This window comes from Lachnospira pectinoschiza, from assembly GCF_020564355.1.
Lineage (GTDB): Bacteria > Bacillota > Clostridia > Lachnospirales > Lachnospiraceae > Lachnospira > Lachnospira intestinalis.
In genome coordinates, this window is sequence record NZ_JAJCRR010000001.1 from 450,362 (window position 1) to 475,545 (window position 25,184).

Sequence of the window (25,184 nt, forward strand, 5' to 3'; positions counted from 1 at the left end):
AATAAATTTTACGGGCGGCGGGCATCAGATATGCTTCCGCCTGTAACAATAGAATGGAGGATTATCATGGTAGATAACAATTGCGCATATTGTGTAGAAGGCGATTTAGTAGCAAAATTCGGTATTAAGATTTGCGAACTTGAAACGTCAAAGGTCTATTTATTTAAGGAGCAGAGCCATCCGGGCAGATGTATCGTAGCACATAAGAAGCATGTCGGCGATATGAATGAACTGACAGCAGAAGAACGTGCAGCTTACTTCGAAGATGTTGCAAAGGTTGCAAGAGCAATTATGGCAGCTTTCCATCCGGACAAGGTAAATTATGGTGCTTACGGTGATACGGGTCATCATCTTCATTTTCATCTCTGCCCGAAGTACAAGGACGAATTTGAATGGGGCGGTGTATTCTTAATGAATCCGGATAAGAAGTACTTATCTGATGCCGAATATGCGGAAATGATTGAAAAGATTAAGAGCCATTTATAAAATGAAAAATGGACTGCCGCACTGGGATGAATGTAGGTTCTCTTAGTCCGGCAGTTTTTCTTTTACCTGAAAAAGTATTTATTATATCGGCAAAGTATGATAAGATAAATAATAATTGTGCGGGAAGAAGTACATGAAGATATGGAAAGAAAGGGTGACACCGTATGAGCAGGCAGGAAGAAGATACGAAAACGGAAATTTCCCCAATGATGACAGAGCAGGGGCGCGAAGAACTATATTTATATTCACTACGGAAAATGGCGGAAGAAAGAGCAGACAGTGACAGAGCATCCCTTACGGGACTTTACGGTCCGAAATCATTCTTTTTTAAGGCCAATGAATGTATGCAGCAGCATGAAAAACTACAGTATGCACTGATTCGTATGGATATATACCGCTTTAAAACGGTCAATGAATTCTGCGGCAGGCAGCAGGGTGATAAACTGCTTCAGTACATAGCAGACTGCATACGGGAATACGAATCGGATATGTCGGTTGTCGGTCATCTGCGTGCGGACATTTTTACAATCTGTCTTCCATTTAAGAATAAAAAGCAGTTATCGGATATTGCAGTTGCACTCCATGAAAAAATCTGTGCGTATCCGCTGTTTTGTAAGGCATTGCCTGCATTTGGCATCTGCATTTCAAAGAATCACATGGACATCAGCCTGATGTGTGACTATGCTGATATGGCACTGCAGAAAATTAAGGGAAAAGCCTATGCAATTTATGAGTTTTATGATGATAAAATGCGTAAAGAAATGATGCGCGAAAAACGTATTGAGAATAATGTTGCAATGGCGCTGCGGGACGAAGAATTTAAAGTCTATATACAGCCCAAAGTTGATATGCGCAGTGGAGAAATAATTGGCGGAGAAGCACTGATACGGTGGCATAGTGTCAAAGAAGGCATTATTTATCCTGATGAATTTATTCCGGTGCTGGAAAAGAGTGGCTATATCGTGGATGTTGATGCATATGTATGGGAGAAGGTATTCGCAGCCATTCATATCTGGAAGACCGGTGGAATTACGCCGGTGCCGATTTCTGTAAATGTATCCAGAAGCCATGTATATCAGAAGTCTTTTGCAGGAGTGCTGGAAAAACTGGCACAGCAGTATGATGTAGAGCCGTATTATGTACCCCTTGAAGTTACGGAAAGTATGTTTACGGAATATGTAGACAAATTGTATAAGAATATTACAAGGCTTCAGAGTGCAGGCTTCCGCTTTTCCATGGATGACTTTGGTGCAGGCTATTCCTCTTTAAATATGTTAAAGGATGAGCCGGTGGACGAAGTCAAGATTGACCGTTTCTTCTTGAAGGATATTAAAAAAGAAAAAAGCCAGATTGTAATCCGCAATGTCATTCACATGATACAGGAATTGCAGTTAGATATGATTGTAGAAGGTATTGAAACAAAAGAACAGGCAGAATTACTGATGAATTATGGCAGCTATAAGGCACAGGGCTATTACTATTATAAGCCGATGCCGATGGCAGAATTCGAGCAGCTGCTGATAAAACAGCAAAAAGGCTTGTAATCAGTACATAAAATGTGGTAAAATGTCTGTCGGTGTTTTTTAATGAAAATAAAGATTGAGTTGAATAAAGGAGAATGAGAAATGTCAGGACATTCAAAGTTTGCAAATATTGCACATAAAAAAGCTGCAAATGATGCAGCAAAGGGAAAGATTTTTACCCGTCTTGGTAAGGAAATTATGGTTGCTGTAAAAGAGGGCGGTCCGGAAGTTAACAACAACAGTAAGTTAAGACAGGTTGTGACAAAGGCAAAGGCAGCAAACATGCCGAATGATACAATTGAAAGAGCAATCAAAAAAGCTGCCAGTACAGATATGAGCAGTTTTGAATCTGTTACATACGAAGGTTATGGTCCGAATGGGACGGCTATTATTGTTGAAGCCCTTACAGATAACAGAAACAGAGCAGCTTCCAACATCCGTAACGCATTTACAAAGGGCGGCGGAAATGTCGGAACACCGGGCTGTGTATCCTTTATGTTTGACAATAAGGGACAGATTATCATTGGGAAAGAAGACTGTGATAAAGATGCCGATGAATTGATGATGCTTGCTCTGGATGCAGGCGCGGATGACTTCAATGAAGAAGAAGACTGTTTTGAAGTTACAACAGCACCGGAAGATTTTGATGCAGTCAGTGAAGCTTTGACAAATGAAGGCATTACATTTGCTTCTGCTGAAGTAACAATGATTCCGCAGACAGTTGTTGAACTGACAACAGAGGATGACATCAAGAAGATGAGAAGAATTTTAAATCTTTTAGATGAAGAAGATGATGTACAGAATGTATATCACAACTGGGATGAACCGGAAGAAGACGAAGAGTAAGATAAAAATTACAATAACTGTAATGTAGTTCTTTCGGATATTGCACGGACCGCCAAAATCAAAAGTGCGGTTCGTGCATTTTTTGTGGAATTTTAATAAAATACTTCCCTTTTGTAAAATAAGATGATAAAATAAAAGATAAGAACGCTGGGGGATTGTGAACAATATAATAATAATACGGAAGAACTGCATTATGCAGCAGGGTGGAGAATGTTATGCGGTTAGCAGAATTGCCGGTTGGCACAGGTATTTTATTTGATGTGAGTATCCAGAAGCAGGAGCTGGAATTTCCGTCAGAGGTAGTTGAAGTTCATGATAATTTTATTTTAACAAAACCGGTTATGTCGAAAGGAAAAGTTGTCGGATTGGGCGGAGAAGGTGTTTCCGTAAGCCTGACCTATTCCAGAAATGACAAGGCACCGATTGTATGGAAGGGTGTCGGATGTTCGGTTGTAAAAACCAAAGGCAGGGTTTTGTATAAAGTAATCGCCAGTGGTGCGGGATTTGAAGTGAACCGGAGAGAGGCATTCAGACTGTTTGTTGGTCTGGAAGGTATTGCACGTGTTGGAACCAACCGGAGGGCAATGGATGTTATTTTAAAAGATTTAAGTGATACAGGCTTTGCATTTGTGGTTGATCATGAGATTGAAGATGCAACCGGTTTATCGGTGCGTCTGGTATTTAAGGATTTTGACAGAAATTATGATCTGACAGGATTTATTGTCCGGCTGGTAAAAGTGGAAGAAGAAAAATATGTGTACGGATGCCGCATGACAATGCGCAATCAGCTGATTAATCATTATATCAGCATGAAACAGCGTCAGATGCTTGCAAATCACAGTGGAGCCAATATACGGAATCGTGACAATTACGGACTGCTTAATGCATTGAAAGAAAAAGAAGAACCAGTAGTAAATGAAAGTGATTTGGACAGAAAGTATATTAGCGACGTGGACAAATCAGAGAGACGTAAGATATTTGACGGCAGAAATCCGGGAAAGATAATCTGATGGATTTGTAACCGTGGATTTTACGCCCCATAAAAGACAGACAATATGGAGGGACCGATATGAGGAGTAAAGAAGACACAGACAATAGCAGAAGAGTATTTCAGTCAGCTTCAACATCGGGGCGGTATAAATATGACATGATGCCAAGATGTCCGGACTGTGGTATTCATATGAAATATATTTACGGAGAAATGTTTGAGTGTCCGGTCTGCCACAGACAGGAGCAGACACAATTTGGTAAGGTGCGTTCTTATCTGGAAGAACATGGTCCGCAGCCGGCAATGGTTATTTCAAACGAAACAGGTGTGCCGGTCAATGTTATTGATAATTTTTTACGTCAGGGACGGATTGAAATACCGGATGGTTCGCCGGTGTATATCAAGTGCCAGTCCTGTGGCGCAGATATCCGTTACGGAAGATACTGTCCGGACTGCATGGTAAGAATGACAAAAGAACTTGGGAAAGCCATGCTGATGTCAGAAGTTGGTGAGAAACCGACGAATAAGCCGGATATGTCAGGAAAGATGCACATTTTAAATTCATCTTTGCGGACAAGAGATGGAAAATAGTAAAATATTATAAAAAGCCTTTTTGTTCGGACAGGACAGAAAGGCTTTTTTATCATGATAATTTGTTCATTAAAAAAGAGGGATATACACTTATAACCCGTAAGCGTATATCCCATCTCTCTTTAGACTGAATGAATTATTTTACATCGAAACCGAAGTATCTTACTGCATTGTTGTAAGAGATACCCTTTACGATCTTTTCGAGCGCTTTTTCGTCGTTTGGATATTCACCATTTTCAACCCAGCCACCGATTAATTCGCACATGATTCTTCTGAAGTATTCATGTCTTGTGTAAGATAAGAAACTTCTTGAGTCTGTAAGCATACCGATGAAGTTACCAAGTAAGCTTAAATTAGCAAGAGAGGTCATCTGGTTTGTCATGCCGACCTTATGGTCATTGAACCACCATGCTGAACCCTGCTGAATCTTGCCGACAGCCTTAGAATCCTGGAAACATCCAAGTACTGTACCGATAGCAGCGTTTACAGACGGATTTAATGAATAGATGATTGTCTTTGGCAGTTCATCTGTGATATTTAATGCATTTAAGAACTGTGCCATTTCAGCAGAGCAGTCATAAGTATTAATGCAGTCATATCCTGTATCCGGTCCTAACTGGTTGTATCTTAATGTGTTGTTATCACGGATTGTACCGTAATGTAACTGCATTACCCAGTTTAACTTGTTGTATTCTTTACCAACTGAAACCATGAATGCTGTCTTGAATTTGTTCATTTCATCAACAGTAATTGTTTCACCTGCAAATCTCTTTGCGAAAATCTTTTCGATTTCTTCTGTTGTGTATGGCTTGTACATAACATATTCAAGAGCGTGGTCAGATACACAGCATCCCATAGAAGCGAAGAATTCCATTCTGTTTCTTAAAGCATCCATTAAGGAAGCAAAAGAATTAACAGTGATACCGCTGACATCAGATAATGTCTTTAAGTAATCAAGGTATTCAGGCTTTTCAATGTTCATAGCCTTATCCGGTCTCCATGCAGGAAGTACCTTTACTTCAAAAGTATCATCTTCTGCCAGGACCTTATGCCATTCAAGTGAATCAACCGGATCATCTGTTGTACAGATTAATGTAACATTAGACTTGCGGATTAAGTTTCTGACTGACATAGAGTCTTCCTGAAGCTTTGCGTTGCAGAGATTCCATACTTCTTCAGCTGTATCCCCGTTTAACACGCCGTTATAGCCGAAGTATCTCTGTAATTCAAGGTGGCTCCAGTGATACAGCGGATTACCGATAGCCATTTCAAGTGTTTCAGCCCATTTCTGGAATTTTTCCCTGTCAGAAGCATCACCTGTGATGTACTTCTCGTCAACACCGTTTGTTCTCATCTGACGCCATTTATAATGGTCGCCGCCAAGCCATACCTGAGTGATGTTTTCAAATTTTCTGTCCTCAGCAATTTCTCTTGGATTGATGTGGCAGTGATAGTCAACAATTGGCATTTTGTCAGCATAATCGTGAAAAAGATGCTGAGCGGTTGGTGTGGAAAGTAAAAAGTCCTTGTCCATGAATTGTTTCATGTTAGTGTCCTCCTGTAACTTAAAAATTTGTTGTGTTGCGTTTAATTATATCAGCAGCAATGATATTCTCTGCGGGAACGTCATGACCGCTTAATACCTGCATTAAAATATTGACGGCTTTAACGGAAAGCTGTTCCACCTTGCTGTCAATCGAAGTTAATTCCGGTTCGGTGCAGTTGGCAAGAACGGAATTGTTGTAACCGATAATCTGAAGCTGTTCCGGAATGGCAATCCGGTGTTCATAGGCATATTTAACAGCGCCCACGGCTAAAGAATCATCGGAGGTGACTACGGCATCAAAAGAAATTCCTTTGTCATAAAGGGTATTCAGATAATCCTTTGCGCGCTGGATATTTTTGGTGCATAAATGTGTCCATTCCTCACGCAGGGGAATCCCCGCATCCGAAAGGGCGTTTTTATAGCCTTTTAATTTGTTCATTCCGCTGTAGGAGGTACTGGTGTAAAGATACACAATCTGACGTCTTCCTGCGGCAATCAGACGGCTGGTCGCATCGTATACGGCAGCAGTGTCGTTGCACATGACGGAATAAATGTTTTTGCCGGGTAAAAACCCGTTTGCCAGAACAATCGGAACTTCCTTTGCGGCATTTAAGATATAGCGGTTATCGCTTCCCGGCTGGTTTAACACAAACTGGGAACCGGCTAAGATAATGCCGTCCACACGCTTACTGATTAATAAATCCAGATACTTTTTCTTGGTTTCGGAATCCTGTCCGGTACAGCACAAAATGGAATCGTAATTGTGCCGGCGCAGTTCCTGTTCCAGATAATAAACCGCATTGGCAAGGTAGGTATCAGAAGAATCACTGCACATAATGCCGATGGTCTTCATTGTATTAAGTCCCAGACCGCGTGCAAAAATATTCGGTGTATAGTCAAGCTCCTTCATGGCGACAAGAACTTTGTTTTTAGTTTTATCGCTGACATTGGCATTGCCGTTTAACACTCTGGAAACGGTTGCAATGGAAACGCCGGCTTTTTTAGATACATCGTAAATATTCATAAAATTCTCCGGTAGTGTTCTAGCTGCTTCTGATTATTTATGATACCTGCTGATTGCTTCATGTTACACATTCCCGCAATCAGCATCAGGATATTCGCATATCGTATGCTCATATCGGGGCGGGTCGCAAGGTCTTTTACCCACTGATGAGCAAGCTCATGTGTGTGAAAGACTTTTTGACCCTGGTATCATAAAAAATATGTAAATGTAAGCACTTACATATTGATAAATGCATTATACAATGTTATGATAATAAAAACAAGTGTGATGTTCTAACATTTATGCAAAAGATTGAAAAAGTAGTTGACTAATTACGCGTTTCAGTTTATTTTAAATAATGTAAGCGCTTACATTGCACTTATGTTTGATTACCATAAACTGGTTTTACTAAAGGGCGGTGCCAAGAAGCGGACCCTGTAAAAAAAGGAGATTGAAAATGCAAAGATTAAACAAGAGTATTACACATGCAGTTGACAGACCGGTTAAGGTTATGCAGTTTGGTGAAGGTAACTTCCTTAGAGCATTCGTTGATTATATCTTTGATGTAACGAACGAAAAGACGGACTTCAACGGCGGCGTTGTAATTGTTAAGCCTATCGAATTCGGTACACTGGAAAGATTCCATGATCAGGAATGCCAGTACACACTTCAGTTAAGAGGTTTTGTTGACGGACAGCCAAAGGAAATCACCCGTCAGATTACATCTGTAGTAGATGCTGTTGCTGCAATCGAAGATTATGACAAGTACATCGAATACGGAACAAGTGAAACTCTTAGATTTATCGTTTCTAATACAACAGAAGCAGGTATTGTATTTGACGAAACAGATAATGACCCGAATGCACGTCCTCCTAAGACTTATCCGGGTAAGCTGACACAGCTTCTTTATAAGAGATATCAGAAGTTCAACGGAGCAGCAGACAAGGGTCTTATCCTGCTTCCATGTGAACTGATTGCCGACAACGGTATTGAATTAAAGAAATGCATCATGAAGTTCATTGAACTCTGGGGACTTGAAGACGGATTCAAGGACTGGGTAAACAACTACTGCTCATTCTGCCCGACACTGGTAGACAGAATTGTTCCGGGTTATCCAAGAGAAGATGCTGCTAAGCTTTGCGAAGAATGGGGTTATGAAGACCAGTTAATCGACAGAGCAGAAGTTTTCGGACTCTGGGTTGTTGAAAGTGATTCAAACCTTCCGCTTGAACAGTTAGAGAAGGAACTTCCATTCAAGGAAGCAGGCTTAAATGTTGTATTTACAAAGGATCATCATCCATACAAGGAAAGAAAGGTAAGAATCCTCAACGGTTCCCATACTTCTTTCGTATTGGCCTCATTCCTTGCAGGCAATGACAACGTTGAAAATTCAATGAAAGACCCTGTAATCAGAAAGTACATGGAAGAAACTCTTTACAACGAAGTTATTCCTACACTTTCACTTTCAAAGGAAGACTGCGAAGAATTTGCAAAGGCTGTTATCGACAGATTCTTAAACCCATTCGTAGACCACAGATTATTAAGCATTTCCTTAAACTCTGTATCTAAGTGGGAAGCAAGATGTCTGCCTTCATTCTTAGGCTATGTAAAGAAATTTGACAAGCTTCCGAAGTACCTTACATTCTCTATCGCAGCATTAATGAGCTTCTATACATCACAGACAGAAGCTGAATTCAACGGCGGTATTGTATTAAAGGGTGACAGAAACGGTGAAGAATATAACATCACAGACGATAAGGCTGTTCTTGATTTCTTCAGAGATAATTCAGGAAAGTCCGCAGAAGAATTTACACATGCTTACTTAAGCAATACAAAGTTCTTTGGTGGAGAAGATCTTACAAAGGTTGCAGGTCTTGAAGAAACAATTACTGAATATATCAAAGACATCAGAGAAAGAGGCATGAGAGCAGTTGTAAATGATTTAGCACTTGACTAATTCATATTGCAGTTTAGAATGCTTATCAGTGTATAAGAACAGGCTCTGAATACTTATAAGAGCGGGTGTGTCAGTATCATCCGCTCTTACTTTATAATAATCAAAAGATTTAAAGAGGTATATATGCAGGATTTTATTAAAATTAATAAAGATGATAATGTTGCTGTAGCATTAAAGCCGATTGCAAAAGGTACAACGGTCAACGTAGCAGGAACAGAAGTGACAACGGTTGAAGATATCCCACAGGGACACAAGTTTGTCATCAAAGAAATCAAGAACGGTGATCCGGTTATCAAATACGGTTTCAGAATCGGATTTGCACAGGCTGATATTCCGGTAGGTGCATGGGTTCATACACATAACTTAAAGACAGGTCTTGGCGAACTGTTAGAGTATACTTATGAACCGGAAGGACATAAGGATGTAGAACCGACAGAACCAGCTTACTTTGACGGTTACATGAGAGAAAACGGTAAAGTCGGTGTCCGTAACGAAGTATGGATTGTTCCGACAGTCGGCTGTGTAAACTCTATTGCAAGAGCAATCGAAGCAACAGCAAGAATGAATAAGCCGGAAGGCGTTGATGAAGTTGTTGCATTTACACATCCTTACGGATGTTCACAGACTACAGAGGATCAGGAAAATACAAGAAAGATTCTTGCAGACCTGATTAACCATCCAAATGCAGGTGCCGTACTGGTACTCGGACTTGGATGTGAAAACAGCCGTATTGAAGTATTAAAAGACTATATCGGCGAAGTAAGTTCCGACAGAGTAAAGTTCCTTCAGGTTCAGGACGTTGAAAATGAACAGGAAACAGCTGAAAAGATGATGGAAGAACTGATGGCTTATGCAGCGACCTTTAAGCGTGAAAAGGTCAATGCAAAGGAACTGATTATCGGTATGAAGTGCGGTGGTTCAGATGGTTTATCCGGTATCACAGCCAATCCGACAGTCGGTCTGTTCTCAGATATGCTCGTATCAAAGGGTGGTACAACCATTCTTACAGAAGTTCCGGAAATGTTCGGTGCAGAAACGATTCTTATGAACCGTTGTGCAAATAAGGAACTCTTTGAAAAGACAGTACACCTGATTAACGATTTCAAGGAATACTTCATCAAGAACGGTCAGGAAATTTATGAAAATCCTTCACCGGGAAATAAAGACGGTGGTATTACAACACTGGAAGATAAGTCTTTAGGATGTACACAGAAGTCAGGAAGCTCTTTAGTAAAGGGTGTTCTTGCATATGCTGAACCGGTTCATACAAAGGGACTCAACCTTTTAAGCGCACCGGGTAATGACCTTGTAGCAGCGACAGCCTGTGCAGCTTCCGGCGCACAGATGGTTCTGTTTACAACAGGCCGCGGTACACCGTTTGCTTCACCGGTACCGACCGTTAAGATTGCAACAAACTCAAGACTTGCAGGTAACAAGAGCAACTGGATTGACTTCAATGCAGGAAGAATCGTTACAGATGATCTTCCGCTTGAAGATGCAGCAAAAGAGCTGTTCCAGCTCGTATTAGACGTTGCTTCCGGCAAGAAGGTAAAGGCTGAAATCGCAGGATTCCACGATTTAGCAATCTTTAAGCAGGGTGTAACACTGTAAGATATGATATTATAAAAGGCAGACTGCCGTTTTCCTGTTTGGATAGTGAATGGGAAATGGCGGGGCTGTCTTTTTTGCTTTGCCTAAAAATAGAAAATCGTGTATAATAAATATATGATGTTGGGGACACAAGCCCCACCTATGAGCAAGCTCATGTGGGTTTAGACCTTTTGACCCTGATACAATATATTTGGATTTTTACATCGTGGAGGATTTGTGACCAATGACAGAGGGGGTTTCAGTGGGAATTTGTGATGATGTCCTGTTATGGAGAGAAGAAATTACAGATAAAGTGCTGGCATATCAGACAGAAAAACAAATTCAGATTACGATAAAGCAATATAGCTGTGCAGAAGATTATTTAAAGGCGCAGGATGATATAGATATTTTGTTTTTGGATATTGAGATGTCCGGAATGTCCGGAATTGCGTTAAAAGATATTTTGATTCAAAATAAGAGAAAAGAAATGATTGCATTTATAACGTGCTATGACGGATATATCCGGGAGGCTTTTGGCAAAAATGTATGTGGTTTCATAGATAAACCGGTTTCAAGGGAAAAGGTATTTGAGGTTCTGGATAAAGCTGTTGAGGAGAAAAAAGAAAATGCAGTCTGTCGGCTTACGGCAGAAACAGGGGTTTCATTAAAAGAGATTCAATATATTAAATCAAACGATAAATATATTGAGATTTATACGGAAAATGGTGTTGTGCCGGGATATATCAGTTTAAAGGAGTGTGAGGACATACTTCCAGTTCAGACATTTATACGGGTTTCGCGATTTTATATTGTGAATTTTGCAGCAATTAAAAATATTGCGGGAACAATAGAAATGAATGATGGACAAAAAATCAAAGTCAGCCGCGGAAAGTTAAAAGAAATCCAAAGACAGTATGCCGATTACCTAATGGAAATCCGTTTCCCGTATATTTAGTAAAAGTGTGAGTTTGGGAGGGTATGCATGAACTTAACGTTTAATGAAGAAATTTTTAAAAATACAAACAATAAAATGTCTGACAGGAAAATCAATCCTGCCGGACATTTTTCTTTTAGATAAGATGAAATAAATCAAAAATGTATTGGAATATTGAACAAAAATTAATAAAAAGTGCAGTTCACGAAAAAAAAGTGCAGTTGGCGAATGACAGATGGAAAATAGAGAGAGTATAAGTTAATATAAATGTAAGGTCGACCGGTAAAATTAAAATAAATATTTGGAGGAAATCAAAATGATAAAATCACGAACGATTAACAAATACTTAAAAGGCTGTCTGATTGCATCAGCTGCAACAGTGACGGTTATGTCTACAAGTATTTTTCAGACTCTGGCAGCAGGAAATTATAAGGATACAGTGCATGAGGAATATAATTCCACGGATTTAGTTGAAGTTACAGATATTGGAACAGAACAGAGAGGCAAGTGGGATTATACGTCGTCATATGCTTATAACAAAAATTCAAATACGGATTTTGATGCGGTATTTGTATATGGCTCGTATAATGAAGATAATGACCCGAGTTGTGGAGAACCAGCATATGATGGACTGCATAACTGCACATATGGTGAGACACTAGATTTACCAATGGGGTGCTCAAGATATTTCCCTAACACAGTGAAAGAAGAGGGATATGAGTGTGCTTCGTTAAGAATATGGCCTGATTATGGTGGAAAAGGTATGTATATTTATTTCTTGTGGAGTCCAGATAGTATTTAAGTAAATAGCATTGGTTGGAACAATTAACAATTGTTCCGACCAATATCTTTATTCATAATAATAGATATGGAGAAAAAAGATGAAACGTAAATGGGGTATTACAGAGAAGGCATTTTTAATTCTTGTCATAGCAGTTTTTGCAGTTTTTGGCGGACGCAGGTTTTTTAGTATGTATCATACGGTCAAAAGTGATGAAACATCTCAGAGGCTGTCCACAGATGAGGCTGTCACAGTTGTGGCAGGAGGAGAGGAACAAAAGCCGGAAAAAGACAGTTATCAGGTCGATATATGGAAGTATTCATATGAAATACTGGAAGCAAAGATTTTGAAGGAACTGCCGTTTGAACCGCAGGAACACGCATCAGGGATACAGTTTGACGGGAACAGAATTGTCAATGATTACAGTATTGTTAGTGTAACCATGACAATAGAAGACAATAACGATATAAGTCCTGATAAGACAGAAACGTTAAACAGTCATCAGCTGCATATTGATAAAATACAGAATACAAAGACACACAAATATGAATTGTATATGAGCAGTATTGGCGAAGAACCTGAACCAATGGAGGATTTTCATTATCAGATGAAATATGGAGAAAAATCAGAGCCGGTTACATTGTACTATCTTGTGAGCGATGATGATTTGACCGGAGATGCCAATATCAATCTGCTGTTAAATCCAATGGGAGCCTACGGTTCCAAAACAACTTACAAATTGAAAGATGAGAATACAACGGTAGAATCTGTGAAAAAATATGCATTTATAAAATTAAATGACCTGTTAAGAAAAAGTGAGGAGTATTAAACGGATGAAACAGATGATTAAATTTGAAGTAAAAAGAATGTTAAGAAATCCGGGATTTTATATTGCGCTGTTGATAGGGCTGATTGTGTCAGTTGTCCATTGGATAGTAGAGGTTCTTCCGGTTGTGAGGGGAATGGATAAATATATGTCTTTAGATTTTGCACTCCTATATCCACCGAATCTGTATAATAGCTGGATATGTGAGGGGAATAATATGTACTCATATCTTTATTTACTTATTCTTCCGATTCTGGTAACACTGCCATATGCAGCTACTTTTTTTAGTGATGTAAATAATCATTTAATTGAATTTATCTGCACAAGGGCAGATAAAAGAGAGTATTTTTATGCAAAATTCACGGCGGTATTTTTGTCGGGAGGAATTGTATCCTGTGTTCCGCTTATTTTCAATATTCTGCTCTGTACGGCAGTTGTGCCGACAATAAAACCACAGGCGGCAGCTTCAACGTCGAATATGGTTCCGAAAGGAAGCTTTTCTGCATTGCTGTTTACACATCCGGCAGTTTATGTTGCAATTTCATTGATTGTTATATTTTTATTCAGTGGAGCACTGGCGGCATTTGCATTAAATGTTGCATTTTACTCCAATCACATTTTTACAGTGCTGTTAGCACCATTGGTATTAAACGTGTTTTTATCGGCATTGTTCCAGCTGCTGAATTTGCAGTCGTGGGAGCCATCTAATTTTATAAATCCTGCGTATAGTTCGCCCAGAATGATTCCGTTCGTGGTAGAAACGGCAGTCCTGCTTATTATCACGGGCTGGGAGTTCATTTACCGCGGCAGGCAGGAGGATATATGCTGAATAAAAATTTAATGAGAATTAAAAAATACTGTGAACCGTATATGCTGGTTGTTTTTCTTGTGATTGTAGTACTTGGAGTACTATATACAGGTAATGCAAAGATTAATTTACAATACGTAAAAGGTGCGGTAATCAGCAGGGCAGATATTCTCATTCACAGTGAGTTGTTGATGTTAAGAGGCTCTATAATATATATTGCATTACTTTTGATTTTTACAAGGACAATTCGCAATGATTTTTTATACTGCAATATATTACAGCATAAAAAGAGAACGGCAATATGGGATTATCAAATAAAAAAACTGTCAGTGGCAGGACTGGCAGCTGCTGTTGTATACAGCGGCAGTACCATTTTGTCGACAGCGGTAATCTGTAAGAATGATATAAACTGGCAGAGTGCTGATAGTTTATATGCATTGTCAACAGGAGAAACAATGCAGATTCGCTATGCTGTGGTTGCAGCGGTATATATAGCGGCGATTCTTGTGCTGACAGAACTCATTATGGTTATCAGCCTGTTGCTGTATTGGATAATCAATCAGGTGGCGTTGGTATGGGTTGGTATTCTTGTATTCTATGTAATAGATATATATGGTACTCATAAAATACTGCGGCTGCTGATGCTTGATTATAAGAACTGGGAGAATCATAAAATCGGTATTTATATGGCAGGTGCAGTTGTTTTCTGTATAGCCATCTATATAATAGGGCGGATTGCTGCAAATAAAAAAGATTTTATACCAAAGAGGTGCAGATAGGTGAATTTAAAAATAATCTGGTATGATATCCGGGCAGTATGGAATGAAAACAAAATAAAATATGCAGTGTTGGCAGTATTTATAATGCTTGCGTGTGTATGCTGCAATCATTCGTGTAAAGAAGCATTATCTGTCGATATGGGATTTTGGGATTATATCATATGGAATTTCCGGGGAATGAAAGCAATCCGTAAAAATCAATATATCGTGCCAAATGCATACTGGGTCTTTATATGGCTGTATCTGGCGGTTATAGTTGGCGTATATCCGGTAAAGGATTTGCATATGGCAGGACAGCAGATTCTTTTGAAATCAGGAAATCGAAAGGCATGGTGGTTCGGAAAAGTGATTTGGAATATCCTGTCTGTTCTCGGATTTTATCTTGTGCTGTATCTGTCGGTGACTGCGGTGAGCATTGTAACAGGCGGATTTAAGGCGGCACAGCCGGAGGTTACGGCATTTTTGCTGGAAAATGAGCAGATTGAAAATGAGGGGACAACGTTATACATATATGCATTGGTATTGCCGGTCATTATATCAATTGCAATTTCTGTTACGCAGATGATGATCGCAGTCGTTTTTCAGTCGATGATGGGATATATCTGGGTCTGCTTTATTCTTGCAGCAGGAATTTTTGTGTACAGTCCATATAGTCTGGGGAATTATTTAATGCTCATGCGCACTCCGGTATTCATGCACGGGAGTGTTTTGAATGTATTGTGGGCGGTGATGCTTAGTATACTGTTTACAGCGGCATCAGTGGCCATCGGCAGTATTGTAATAGAAAAGAAGAATATTTATTCATAGTAGGAGAATGTATGTATTTAGAAATTCAGAATATATCAAAAACAATAAAGGGCAATAAGGTGCTTGATGATATATCAGCATCTATGGAATGTGGGAAAATTTATGGTTTCCGGGGGCAGAATGGTTCGGGAAAGACCATGCTGATGCGGTGTATCTGCGGACTGGTGATTCCTGATAACGGAGCAATTATTGTAGACGGAGATGAACTGGGAAAAAGAATATCATTTCCGGAAAGTCTTGGGGCACTCATTGAAAATCCGGGATTTATAGAGCATTACAGTGCATTGGATAATATGAGGGCAATCGCATCCATCAAAGGAATTGCTTTGGAAAATGAAATGCGTGAAATACTACAGGAAGTAGGATTAGACCCTGATGAAAAGAAGTCCGTAAAGAAATATTCACTTGGAATGAGACAAAAGCTGGGAATTGCCATTGCACTAATGGAAAATCCCGAACTGATTATTTTAGATGAACCTTTTAATGCTTTAGATGAAAAAAGTGTGGAAAAAGTAAAGAAAATTATAAAACAAAGAGCGGAAGCAGGTGCATTAATTATTGTCAGCTGTCATGACAGAGAAATATTAGATCAGATAGCAGACAGCATTTATTATATGGAGGAGGGGAAAATTATCCGAAATGAAAAAAAGTAGAATAAAAACGATCATAATTGCCGTATCGGTGATTGCCTTTTTTGCATATCTGGTGCTGGTAATCGGTATTAACCTGAAATATCCGAAAGCACAGTTAGAGGAAAAACAGCTTGGAGAAGCGATGACGGCTGATGATTTTGAAATAACGGCAACCGATGTGTCTTTTATGAGTCAGGAAGATTTTTCTGATATTTATGCTTCTGAAAAGGAGATATTTAAAGAAGCAGAATGTATTATGGTTACAGTCAATATAAAAAATATGTCAGAAGAGAAACAGCGGGTAACATTAGACCGTTTTGCACTGACATCACAGGCATGGACAAACTGTGCAGCACCTGATAAGTATATGGCGGTAAATGCAAAATTGAACAGTGAACAGTATCAAAGCGGTCCAATCTATATCGAATCAGGCGAAGAACGGACACTGATTCTGCCATTTCTTTTAGTAAAAAAAGGATTTAGACAAAAACAGTGGGAGCACGTAAAAGAACGAAACTATGAACTGGTATTGTCATTGTATCCGGTAAAGAAGCAGATAAAACTCAAATGTGTGTAATAGCATAGAAAAAAACCGGCAGGGTATGGTACCCTGCCGGTTTTTTCTTGAACGCTCTAATCAAATGAAAGCTAAGCTTTAATTATCTCTGAACTCTTGCGCCAGCACCACCAACGATACCTTCAACTTCCTTGAGAGAAGCCATTGTTGTATCACCAGGAGTTGTCATAGCAAGAGCGCCGTGAGCAGCACCGTAATTAACAGCCTTTTCAGCATCTTCAAATGTCATAAGACCATATACAAGACCTGAAGCGAATGAATCACCGCCACCAACTCTATCCATGATTTCAAGACCGTCATACTGAGCAGCCTTATAGATTTCACCATCAGCCCAGCAGATAGCAGACCAATCGTTAACTGTAGCTGTCTTAACCTGACGAAGTGTTGTAGCAACAGCCTTGAAGTTCGGATATGTAGCAGCAGCTTCGTTGATCATCTTCTTGTAACCATCAAGGTTCAGAGTCTTAAGGTTTGCATCGTTACCTTCGATTTCAAAACCAAGGCAGGCTGTGAAGTCTTCTTCGTTACCAATCATAACATCAACGTACTTGGCAACTTCCTTATTAACTTCCTGAGCCTTAGCTAATCCACCGATAGCTTCCCACATAGAAGGACGGTAGTTTAAGTCGTAAGATACGATTGTACCATACTTCTTAGCTGCCTTACAAGCTGCGATAACTGTTTCACAAGCCTGTTCAGAAAGAGCAGCGTAGATACCGCCTGTATGTAACCAGCGAACACCTAAACCACCATCGCTCTTGTTCTTGAAGATGTAGTCGAAATCGAAATCATCCGGTGTAGCCTGAGAGATAGCTGTGTTAGCTCTGTCAGAGCAGCCCTTAGCGCCACGGATACCAAATCCTCTTTCTGTGAAGTTCAGACCGTTTCTGCAAAGACGTCCGATACCATCAGTCTTCTTCCAGCAGATGAGGTCTGTTGAAACGCCACCCTGCTCGATGAAGTCTTTCATAAGAAGACCTACTTCGTTATCAGCGAAAGCTGTGATAACAGCTGTGTTCATTCCGAAACACTTGTGAAGACCACGGATAACATTGTATTCTCCGCCGCCTTCCCATGCTCTAAAGCTTCTTGCTGTACGGATTCTTCCTTCACCCGGATCAAGACGAAGCATTACTTCACCTAAAGATACGGCATCAAATGTGCACTCTTCGGCTGGTCTTAAATTTAATTTCATTTTTTAGATACCTCCAAAATATTTTATTACAAATGTATTCTATCATACTTGTCCGATTTAATCTATATTTTTTACCGAAAGAATTTCATGAATTTACAAAACTATGAATTGACAAAAAAATGTACCAACTCTATAATAAAAAGAAATTACATATTCTAGTAAAAGGAGAAGTTAAAATGAATAAAGTTGTAGAAGAATTGAGCAAGATTGGTATTGTACCGGTTATCGCATTAGATGATGCAAAAGATGCAGAACCGTTAGCAAAGGCTTTAATTGAAGGCGGACTTCCTTGCGCAGAAGTAACATTCAGAACTGCAGCAGCAGAGGAATCTATCCGTATCATGGCTGAAAAGTTCCCTGAACTTGTTGTCGGAGCCGGTACAGTATTAACACCGGAGCAGGCAGACAGAGCCATGAATGCAGGAGCAAAGTTTATTGTCAGTCCGGGACTGAATCCTAAGGTTGTAAAGCATTGTCTGGACAAGGGTTATCCGATTGTTCCGGGTACAAGCAATCCTTCTGATGTAGAAACAGCGATTGAATTAGGACTTGATGTCGTAAAATTCTTCCCGGCTGAAGCAGCAGGCGGACTCAACATGATTAAGTCTATGGCAGCACCATATACAAATATGAAATTTATGCCGACAGGCGGTATCAATGCAGGCAACTTAAAGTCTTATCTTGACTTTGGCAAAATTGTATGCTGCGGCGGTTCATGGATGGTAAAGAAAGACATGGTTGCAGCAGGCGATTTTGAAGGCATTAAGAATCTGACAAGAGAAGCTGTTGATACGATGCTTGGATTTGAAGTTAGACACGTTGGTGTCAACTTACAGAGCGGTGAAGAGGCAGAAGACCTTGCAGATACATTCAATAAGATGTTCAGCTTTGAAAAGAAAGTCGGTAACAGTTCAGTATTTTCAGGAACAGGCTTTGAGCTGATGAAAAAGCAGGGCCGTGGAACACATGGCCATATTGCAATCGCAACAAACTATATTGAAAGAGCAATCTATCATTTAGAGAAACGTGGATTTGAATTTGACAAGGATTCAGCCGTTATTAAAAATGACAGATTAAAGGCAATTTATTTCAAGGGCGAGTTCGGCGGATTCGCTATACATCTTGTTCAGAAATAATTGCAGGAATTGTTTTTAAGTCCATGGGACTGCCGTGCTTTGAAAGTGCGGCAGTCTGTTTATGTAGTACCTTTGTAACAGAAGCCTCCCATGCGGGGGAATTAAAACGTAAATTTTGTGGAAAATGTTGAAAAAATTGTGAAAATATAGTAAACTAAACACAAAATGTAGTCGATAGACTAAATAGGTATTTAGAATACAGTAGAAAAGAGGTCTGTTATGAAAAAAATTTATCAGATTAGAAGATTGCGTAAGGGCTGGAAGGTGCTGGCAGCTGCAATCTTTGCAATCGCTCTGTTAGGAGGATATATGCTCTATGCCAACGCTGCGACCAGTGTTGCCATGAGATTGTCAACGACTTCTGCAAGCATTGCATTCAATAAAGAGTCTAACTCGGTTGTACAGGTTAGTTCTCTTACCGGTACGGATGATAATGGGGATCCGAACCAGAATTACGCACCAAATGGTAATAATATCGAATGGACATCTTCTAATAACGATATTGTTACATTCCGCAGAGAAAATGATGTAATGGATCACGACACTGCAAAAGGTATGATTCCTATTATTAAGGGTGCACATGCCGGTAAAGCGGATGTGACAGCTACATACTATTCTATTCAGTATGACAGCACAGGTTCCATTATCAATAAGTCACTGGTTACCAGCCTGACGGCAAAGGTTGTTGTACCGCTTGAAGTTACGACAACTCATTCCAACAGTACGATTTATACAGTTGGTGATCAGATCACATTTACAACCAATACCTGTGATTCTAACAAGATTTTTATTGAAACAAAGAACGACACCAGTGGAAACGTTTCTCATGACGGTGTAGTTGAACTGGTTTCATCATCCAGCACACAGGCAACTTTAAAGGTTGTCGGCGGTGGACAGGCAACGGTTATTGTAAGAACAGCAGACGGCGGCGGTGAAGAGGCTCTTTGCAAAGAATTTACAGTTCGTGCAAAAGTAGAATTTAATGATTCAAACATTTACAGAGACAATAATAACCGCAAGTGTTTAAAGTTAAATGATGAACCATATGTAGAGTTTACGAAGTATGTTATTGGTTCTAACATCAATAATCCGGCAACGGCAGGTGTTTTTTACGAGTCATCTGACCCGAAGGTTGTTGAAGTTGCACAGGACGGTTCAGTACTTGGTAAGTATGCAGGTGTTTCTACGGTAACAGTAGGTATTCCGGCATATGATGCACAGGGCAATAAGACATGGTATACGCATGATACCGTTGATGTTGTTGTACCGTTTAAGAAACTGGGCAATCAGGTCAGCAATATGAACGTTGATGACCAGCTGCAGTTATCAACATCAGCAAATCCGACAGAGATTACATGGACAACATCGAACAATGCAGTCCTGCAGGTTGATGCAACAACAGGTCTTGTTACGGCAATTGGTGCCGGTACTGCAAAGATATATGCATCAAGAGCAGCAGATGATTTCAGTACAAAGTACAATCAGCCGATTCAGCTGGTGTATGAAATTACTGTTATTGATGATTTTGCATTAAGTGCAGATAAGACATCTGTTAACATGGGCGAAACCATTGAAGTGTCAGCCCTTGTAACAGCTACAGATATTACAGCCAATCCAATTACTTATAAGCTTGAAAACCAGCCAAAGGATGACGGAACAATTCCGACAGGTGATCTGGTTACAGTAGAGCAGGACGGTAAGACATTTAAGATTACCGGTGTGAAGTCCGGTACGGTACATTTGATTGTTACACAAAACGTTAACGGCGTTATGAAGACAGCAACCTGTGTTATTTATGTAACGACACCGGTTAATGAAGTATCCATTAATCCGTCGTCTATTCAGATTGACAGAGGTTCAACCGGAACGGTCCAGCTGTTATTTAATCCGGCAGGACCAACCAATGATAAAGTATTATGGTCTTCTTCAAATACAAGCGTTGCAACAGTTGAAGGTGACAGCTACACGGCAACTATCACGGGTGTAGCCGGCGGTACAGCAACCATCAGTGTTATTACAGAAGATGGATTAAAGACAGCAACTTGTGATGTTTATGTAAGAGAACCGGTTACAGGTGTTGTATTAAATGAAACATCGGTAGAATCTTCTATGTCTATCGGACAGTTCCAGTTAGTGGCAACTGTTCTTCCAGCAGGGGAAGGTGTTAACAGAAATGTTACATGGCAGTCTACAGATGAAAGCATTGTAAAGGTTGATGAGAATGGTCTTGTAACATTTGTAAAACCGGGACATGCAGCAGTAGTTTGTAAAACTGAAGACGGCGCATTTCAGGCATTCTGTAATTTTGTCATTGATATTCCGGTAGAAACGATTACACTCGATTATACAGATGAAATTATGAGAATCGGAGATACATTAAGAATTACAGCAGAAGTACTTCCGTTAGAGGCATCTAACAGAACAGTACGCTGGACATCTTCTAATACCAATGTTTGTATCGTAGACTCTAACGGTTTAGTACAGGCAGTTGGAACAGGAAGCTGTACAATTCTTTGTGAATCATTAGATGGCAAGGCATCTGCAATGTGTAATATCTATGTAAAACAGCCGGTTACACAGGTTGTTTTAAATACAACAGATATTACAGTAAGAAAAGGTCAGGTATTCTGGCTGAATGCAACCTGTCTTCCGGAAAATGCGGATAACAAAATCATTACATGGGAAAGCCGTGATGAAGATGTGTGTACAGTGGAAAGCGACGGTAAGGTAACAGCTACCGGTGCAGGTACAACTTCTATTATTGCAACAAACCCGGATTCCGGTCTGACAGCATACTGTGTTGTAACAGTTACACAGCCGGTAACAGGTATTACCTTAAATTCTGATTATCAGGAATTATGGGTAGGTGCAAAGTATGCGATTATTCCGAATATCGAGCCGTATGATGCTGAAAATAAGAATGTAACGTATCGTTCAAGTGATCCTGATGTTGCAACCGTTGATGAAATGGGTGTTGTAACAGCAGTAAAGGGTGGCTCCTGCGTAATCATTGTTACAACAGAGGAGTGCCAGCTGACAGCAGCTTGTACGATTGATGTAAAAGAATATGTTTCTTCTATTACATTAAGTGAAACACATAAATTTATGAATGTAGGAACTTCCGGAACTTTAACAGCAACGGTAGGTTCTGATACGGCAACCAATAAAAATATTATATGGACCTCATCCGATAATTCAATCTGTTCCGTAGACTCTTACGGTACATTAAATGCGGGTGAACCGGGTATTGCAGTTATTACTGTAACAGCAGCTGATGGCAGCGGTGTATCCGCTACCTGTGTTGTTCAGGTTGTAAATCCGGTGACATCTATCCGTATTGAACCGGATACAGTCCGTATGTTAGTTGGAGAATCCCGCATTGTACAGGCAGTTATTGAACCGGACGATGCATCGATTAAAGATGTAACATGGGAATCTTCTAATGAAGAAATTGCAACAGTTGATGAAGCCGGCGAAATCTTTGCTTTAAGTACAGGTAAGTGTAAGATTACAGCGACTTCGAAGGATGGAAATAATGTAAAGGGTGTCTGCTGGGTATATGTAACACCGGTAGTTAATATTACATCCATTAAGATTAATTCAAGCGAAATCTATATGCTCACCGGTAAGTCAAGACAGTTATCTGTCAGAGTGCGTCCGGCAATTAATACGGATTCCTATGAATGGTATTCAACAGATACCGGTATTGTTGTAGTAGATGGTAATGGCGTAATTACAACAGTGGGTCCTGGTACTGCGGAAGTTGTGGCAGAAAGCGTCAATGGTACTGCACTTTCATCTTGTACAGTCCATTCACTGGCTATCAGCCGTTCAAGCATCACTTTGGAACAGTATGATTCATACTGGCTGGATGTTATCGGTAACGACAGTAACAGCAAGGTGACATGGAGGAGCAGTAACCCGAGAGTCTGCACAGTCGACTCAACAGGTCATGTAGTTGCCCGTAAGGCAGGTACGACAACTGTAACAGCAGTCTTAAATAATAAGACTTTGTCATGCACAGTAAGAGTAACAAATATCCGGTAAGAATAACACAGTAGTGGTATTCCGGTATTAATAAAAGCAGCCGCAGGCGGTTCGTGAAGAACGTCTGTGGCTGCTTTTTATTGTAGTGCAGGAATTATTGAAAGCCGATTTAGCAGATATAGAATTAAAAAAAGTAATAAAAAACCGGTACCCTTGGGGAGAGTACCGGTCAAAAAAATATGAGGGGGAGATAGAAAGAATATCTTTGCTATCGAGATTTATTATATCTGGGAATTGTGAGCAAAGTGTGTACGAAATATAAACAAACAATAAAATATATAAATAAAAAGTGCAAAAGAAGGGTGGGTTTGTTTTGTCAAAAAATTCACAGTATCATTTATTGCTAAAATCATTTGTATATGGTATGATTGTTCATGTTAAATAAAGAAATAGGAGTTAGCTATGGGCAGTCATGATGAAAGTAAACCAGACGATACGCGTACTGATTTAGGCTCAGTGAGTAACGATAATAAAGAAGAGATTGATATAGAGCTTGCAAAATCCATTGAAAAGCTGGTAGAAGAAGAAACCAATGTAGCAAAGGCTGCAATGGGAAAACAGGAAATACCTGTCCGTTCTACAGCCGCGGGAAATGCAGGGAAAAAAGATGCTGCCCAGATGAAGACTCAGGTTTTGCCGGATTTAGTAGATATCCAGCTTCAGGCAAGACAGGCGGAGAAGGAAAAACAGCAGAAAAGCATGCAGAAAGCCGCCATGGAGAAAAAAGCTGCGACAGAAACAAAGGTGTCTTTAGAAACACAGGTAATAGAACCGGTAAAAGTACACCCCGGAATGGATAAACCGGGGAACGGTAAGCAGGACACTGATAAGCCGGAAACAGATTTATCGAAAAAAACATCCAAAACGGCTTTGAAAGCAGATAAAAAAAAGAAAATACTGATTGTGGGAATTGTGGCGGCAGTGACCGTCGCAGTGATTGCAGGAATTACCGTATGGGGTATTTCCAACCGCAAATCCTATTCTTATAATTATCAAAAAGCCATGGAATTGTTAAAAAAACAGGATTATCATAATGCAAAGCAATATTTTGCCAAAGCTTATCAGACCGGTGAGGGTAAAAAAAATGTAGATATGATGTATGCACTTTATCAGTGCTATCAGCAGGATAAAGAAGAACAGCAGGCATTGGATATGCTGCTTGCGATTTTGCAGGTAGATAAAAATAATGAGAATGCATTATCTGCACTGGCACAGTTTTATGCGGATAAAGAAGACGGCGATGCCTTGAATAAATTGATTGCACAGTATCAGGGAACAGATGCCCAGAAGTTGTTATCCCAGTATGAAGTACAGGCACCGACTGTATCCGAAACACCTGGACAGTATCAAAGGGAATTACAGGTTTCTTTATTTGCAGAGGATTCCTGTACGATTTATTATACAACAGACGGTACACAGCCGGACAGCAGCAGTACACAGTATACAGAAGCGATTGCGCTTGAGGGTGGTATTACGGCGTTGAAAGCCGTTGCGGTCAATACAATCGGTGTATATAGTCCGGTTGCGGAATTTGACTATACTATTAACTATCAGAAGCCGGATGCGCCGGTCATCAGTCCGTCATCAGGCACTTATGAATATGGAGAAAAAATTTCCATTGATGCTGCAGATGGCACGAAAATTTATTACACAACAGACGGAACGACACCGACAACAGATTCACAGGCTTATACAGAGCCTTTTTCAATGCCGGAAGGCAATATTGTTGTATCAGCCGTTGCAGTTGATGAACATGATCTGGTAAGTTCTGTTGCAAGGAAGAATTATATTGTGAATCCACAAAAATCCTATACGTATACAGAAGCGTTAGAGATTTTAAAAGACCGCATGAAAGAACTTGGAATGCTCAATGCAGATGAGCAGACAGCACCAAATGGTGCGGCGGCAGTCTTTTCTTATGTGGGAAATGTCACAATTAACGATACGGAACTGTATGAGATCCGGGTGGATTTAAAATCCGGCACACAGACCACGACAGAGGGAAACTACGGGGTAGGCATTAAAAATGGGAAATGCTACCAGATTACAGGGACAGAAGGCGCATATCAGGCATCTTCTTATTAAAAAGGCAGCAATGCCGCGATTTACTATGTTATAAACGTGTCTTTTTA

General features: G+C 40.0%; 21 protein-coding genes. 18 read left to right on the top strand and 3 right to left on the bottom strand.

What is annotated here, in order from left to right; translation table 11 throughout:
• Positions 1–66 precede the first annotated feature (66 nt).
• The 5 genes from LI288_RS02155 (at position 67) to LI288_RS02175 (ending at position 4,434) form a co-directional block, all read left to right on the top strand.
• Positions 67–486 (top strand): HIT family protein, encoded by a 420-nt coding sequence (locus LI288_RS02155; RefSeq protein WP_022432342.1) that lies wholly within the window; start codon positions 67–69, stop codon positions 484–486.
• Between the two features lie 164 nt (positions 487–650).
• The gene (locus LI288_RS02160; RefSeq protein ID WP_227089276.1) at positions 651–2,030 is read left to right on the top strand and encodes a putative bifunctional diguanylate cyclase/phosphodiesterase; all 1,380 of its coding nucleotides are present in this window, start codon (positions 651–653) and stop codon (positions 2,028–2,030) included.
• Positions 2,031–2,111: 81 nt separating this feature from the next.
• Entirely contained in the window at positions 2,112–2,855 is a 744-nt protein-coding gene (locus LI288_RS02165; protein WP_022432340.1) for a YebC/PmpR family DNA-binding transcriptional regulator, read from the top strand.
• 215 nt (positions 2,856–3,070) lie between these two features.
• Positions 3,071–3,865 (top strand): PilZ domain-containing protein, encoded by a 795-nt coding sequence (locus LI288_RS02170; protein ID WP_022432339.1) that lies wholly within the window; start codon positions 3,071–3,073, stop codon positions 3,863–3,865.
• A 59-nt stretch (positions 3,866–3,924) separates the two neighbouring features.
• A complete protein-coding gene (locus LI288_RS02175) occupies positions 3,925–4,434 on the top strand; it encodes a hypothetical protein (RefSeq protein ID WP_022432338.1) in 510 nt (169 codons plus the stop codon).
• Between the two features lie 136 nt (positions 4,435–4,570).
• Here LI288_RS02175 and uxaC read toward each other — a convergent pair whose 3' ends face one another.
• The gene (uxaC, locus tag LI288_RS02180) at positions 4,571–5,980 is read right to left on the bottom strand and encodes a glucuronate isomerase (RefSeq protein ID WP_227089277.1); all 1,410 of its coding nucleotides are present in this window, start codon (positions 5,978–5,980) and stop codon (positions 4,571–4,573) included.
• Positions 5,981–5,999: 19 nt separating this feature from the next.
• Complete coding sequence (locus tag LI288_RS02185) at positions 6,000–7,004, bottom strand: LacI family DNA-binding transcriptional regulator (RefSeq protein WP_022432336.1); 1,005 nt, start codon at positions 7,002–7,004, stop codon at positions 6,000–6,002.
• Positions 7,005–7,440: 436 nt separating this feature from the next.
• Between LI288_RS02185 and LI288_RS02190 the strand changes: the two genes are divergently transcribed.
• The 10 genes from LI288_RS02190 (at position 7,441) to LI288_RS02235 (ending at position 16,674) form a co-directional block, all read left to right on the top strand.
• Positions 7,441–8,940, top strand: a complete 1,500-nt coding sequence (locus LI288_RS02190) for a tagaturonate reductase (protein ID WP_227089278.1) — start codon at positions 7,441–7,443, stop codon at positions 8,938–8,940.
• A 123-nt stretch (positions 8,941–9,063) separates the two neighbouring features.
• Positions 9,064–10,551 (top strand): UxaA family hydrolase, encoded by a 1,488-nt coding sequence (locus tag LI288_RS02195; protein ID WP_227089279.1) that lies wholly within the window; start codon positions 9,064–9,066, stop codon positions 10,549–10,551.
• Between the two features lie 223 nt (positions 10,552–10,774).
• Positions 10,775–11,485 carry a LytR/AlgR family response regulator transcription factor gene (locus tag LI288_RS02200; protein ID WP_227089280.1) on the top strand — a complete coding sequence of 237 codons (711 nt, stop codon included), beginning with the start codon at positions 10,775–10,777 and terminating at the stop codon, positions 11,483–11,485.
• Positions 11,486–11,780: 295 nt separating this feature from the next.
• Positions 11,781–12,266, top strand: coding sequence for a DUF2712 domain-containing protein (locus LI288_RS02205; RefSeq protein ID WP_227089281.1), 486 nt, complete (start codon positions 11,781–11,783; stop codon positions 12,264–12,266).
• Positions 12,267–12,345: 79 nt separating this feature from the next.
• Positions 12,346–13,074: a hypothetical protein gene (locus tag LI288_RS02210; RefSeq protein WP_227089282.1), complete on the top strand. Its 729-nt coding sequence runs from the start codon at positions 12,346–12,348 to the stop codon at positions 13,072–13,074.
• Between the two features lie 4 nt (positions 13,075–13,078).
• Positions 13,079–13,900 carry a hypothetical protein gene (locus LI288_RS02215; protein WP_227089283.1) on the top strand — a complete coding sequence of 274 codons (822 nt, stop codon included), beginning with the start codon at positions 13,079–13,081 and terminating at the stop codon, positions 13,898–13,900.
• Complete coding sequence (locus LI288_RS02220; protein WP_227089284.1) at positions 13,894–14,658, top strand: hypothetical protein; 765 nt, start codon at positions 13,894–13,896, stop codon at positions 14,656–14,658. Before LI288_RS02215 ends, LI288_RS02220 begins: the two co-directional genes overlap by 7 nt.
• Positions 14,659–15,465, top strand: coding sequence for a hypothetical protein (locus LI288_RS02225; RefSeq protein WP_227089285.1), 807 nt, complete (start codon positions 14,659–14,661; stop codon positions 15,463–15,465).
• Positions 15,466–15,476: 11 nt separating this feature from the next.
• Positions 15,477–16,118 carry an ATP-binding cassette domain-containing protein gene (locus LI288_RS02230; RefSeq protein WP_227089286.1) on the top strand — a complete coding sequence of 214 codons (642 nt, stop codon included), beginning with the start codon at positions 15,477–15,479 and terminating at the stop codon, positions 16,116–16,118.
• On the top strand, positions 16,105–16,674 hold the full coding sequence (locus LI288_RS02235) for a hypothetical protein (RefSeq protein WP_227089287.1): 570 nt from the start codon (positions 16,105–16,107) through the stop codon (positions 16,672–16,674). Before LI288_RS02230 ends, LI288_RS02235 begins: the two co-directional genes overlap by 14 nt.
• Positions 16,675–16,756: 82 nt before the next feature.
• On the opposite strand, the gene LI288_RS02240 is transcribed toward LI288_RS02235, so the two are convergent.
• A complete protein-coding gene (locus LI288_RS02240) occupies positions 16,757–17,869 on the bottom strand; it encodes a sugar kinase (protein ID WP_022432324.1) in 1,113 nt (370 codons plus the stop codon).
• 176 nt (positions 17,870–18,045) lie between these two features.
• Here LI288_RS02240 and LI288_RS02245 point away from each other — a divergent pair, with 176 nt between their 5' ends.
• From LI288_RS02245 to LI288_RS02255, 3 genes are all read left to right on the top strand, one after another.
• Positions 18,046–19,005 (top strand): bifunctional 4-hydroxy-2-oxoglutarate aldolase/2-dehydro-3-deoxy-phosphogluconate aldolase, encoded by a 960-nt coding sequence (locus tag LI288_RS02245; protein ID WP_022432323.1) that lies wholly within the window; start codon positions 18,046–18,048, stop codon positions 19,003–19,005.
• Positions 19,006–19,224: 219 nt separating this feature from the next.
• Positions 19,225–23,052 (top strand): Ig-like domain-containing protein, encoded by a 3,828-nt coding sequence (locus LI288_RS02250; RefSeq protein ID WP_227089288.1) that lies wholly within the window; start codon positions 19,225–19,227, stop codon positions 23,050–23,052.
• A gap of 402 nt (positions 23,053–23,454) precedes the next feature.
• The gene (locus LI288_RS02255; protein WP_227089289.1) at positions 23,455–25,137 is read left to right on the top strand and encodes a chitobiase/beta-hexosaminidase C-terminal domain-containing protein; all 1,683 of its coding nucleotides are present in this window, start codon (positions 23,455–23,457) and stop codon (positions 25,135–25,137) included.
• Positions 25,138–25,184 lie beyond the last annotated feature (47 nt).